This window comes from uncultured Campylobacter sp. (assembly GCF_938030685.1).
Taxonomy (GTDB): domain Bacteria; phylum Campylobacterota; class Campylobacteria; order Campylobacterales; family Campylobacteraceae; genus Campylobacter_B.
This window is the reverse complement of record NZ_CALHHX010000005.1, coordinates 1-1,812: the sequence shown is the minus strand read 5'-3', so window position 1 is coordinate 1,812 and position 1,812 is coordinate 1. Positions and strand designations below refer to the sequence as shown.

Annotated in this window: 2 protein-coding genes; both read left to right on the top strand. The window is 49.3% G+C overall.

The annotated features are described in order from the left end of the window. Positions 1-686 precede the first annotated feature (686 nt). Entirely contained in the window at positions 687-1,313 is a 627-nt protein-coding gene (tmk, locus tag Q0369_RS00345) for a dTMP kinase (protein ID WP_298094441.1), read from the top strand. Positions 1,314-1,629: 316 nt separating this feature from the next. After that, on the top strand, positions 1,630-1,812 hold a 183-nt coding region (locus Q0369_RS00340; RefSeq protein ID WP_298094438.1), incomplete at its 3' end, for a hypothetical protein.

Below are 1,812 nucleotides of genomic sequence, written 5' to 3'. Positions count from 1 at the left end.
AGCTCATTTGGGAGTGCGTGAAGCAGCTCAAAGCAGGTCTTGGCGAATTTGCGCTTGATATGACAGATGATTTTACGATCACGGCTACCGATTGCGATCTTGGCGATCTACGGAAAAATTCCAAAGCCATAAATCCCGAGCTTGCAAGCACGTATAAGGGCAAAATTTAAAATTTCATCGTCGCGATTTTATCATTGCGCGCAGCGCTTGCCAGCCCGCACTGCCAATAAACATACCCTACGCCGAATGATGCTGCCGCCCTGCTCCGCCAAAAGCGCCGCCCTTTCCGTCTAGCGCTATCCGCTTCGCAAAGCACATATCCTACCATGTATATAATGGCGCCCTACCTCGCCCGATGTGCCATTCTATCCGCACGGCGCGCCGCCTTTATCGGCTGACGCCCTACTCCGCTCCGCTTGGTATGCGCTCCGTAAGCGCAAATTTACTCGCTCGCTGTTTATGCGACACATCCATTCGAGCGCTAAATTTTACCGCGAGCCGCACCACAAATAGCAAAAGCTGGGCAACAAAGCGCCCGATAAAATTTTACGCCGAAAGATCAAAAGCAGCTCGCACAAGCTCGCGCAAAAGCCCGATTTAGAGTCGAAATTTAGCGCCCGTCTGTTTAAAAAAGCCGCTATTTAGCTATAAGCTTGTAAAATAGCGCACAAATTTAAAGGCGAAAAATGTATGTAATATTCGAAGGTATCGACGGTGTGGGCAAAAGCACGCAGATAGCGCGGCTGGCGGCGGCTTTTCCGCAGGCGATCGTGACCAAGGAGCCCGGCGGCACGAAGCTCGGCGAGGCGGTGCGAAGCCTCGTTTTGGGCGAGGATTTTAAGTGGCGGCGCGGCAGCATAAATCTGCGCGAGGTCTGCGGCGAAATTTCAAAGCGTGCCGAGCTGCTTTTGTTTCTTGCAGACCGCGCCGAGCACTACGAGCGCGTGATAAAGGGCGGCGCGGACAGGCTCGTGCTAAGCGATCGCGGCTTCATCTCGGGGCTTGCTTATGCGCTGGCAAACGACGAAAACGCAGATCTTAGCGAACTTATCGCGCTTAATAAATTTGCGCTCGGGGGCAAATTTGCAGATAAAATCGTGCTGTTTTCGGCGGACGAACAACTCATCAGGCATCGGCTCAAAACGCGCGCTAGCAGCGATATAATCGAGGCTCGCGGGCTAAAATACCTAATGCGCGTGCAGGAGCTGATGGCGCAGGCATGCGCGGCGTGCGGCGTTGAGACCCTAAAAATAGACGCCGCACAATCCGAAGAGGCGATCTGCGATCAGATAAAAAATTTCATACTTTCTTAAAATTTTAAGGTGTGGAATTTTGCCGCGGTAGTTGATTTCTGAGCTCTGCCGTGAAATTTTAGCTATGAAATTCCGCCCATAAAATTTCAGCTCCAAATTTCGTTTATGGAATTTTACAGGCGCAGTTCTAGGGAAAATTTGATGGGCGGAATTCCGTTTTATAATTCAGTCGTAAAATTTCGCCACGGAATTCTGCCTTAAAATTTCGCCGTAAACCGAAAGGGCGCGAAATTTCATAAGTGAAATCCCGCGCGGAATTTTAATCCGCGGATTTGCAGGCGGAATTCCGCTTAAGCTTTAGATTGAAAGGATAGCGATGAAAACATTGAAGTTCGTTTTACATAAGGTTTTTAAATTTATATTTCTGTTTTGGGTGGTCATAAGCTCGCTTTTGGGTAGCTATGTTATCGCAGATAATTTTTTCGGCCGCACCGTCGTATCATGGACGCTCATCCGTGATTTTAGCAGCGCTTCACTAGATCTAGAGGATTTTAGCATC

What these genes read in the sequence shown, in the direction of transcription:
- tmk (WP_298094441.1), top strand. Translation starts at nt 687, where the DNA reads ATGTATGTAATATTCGAAGGTATCGACGGTGTGGGCAAAAGCACGCAG.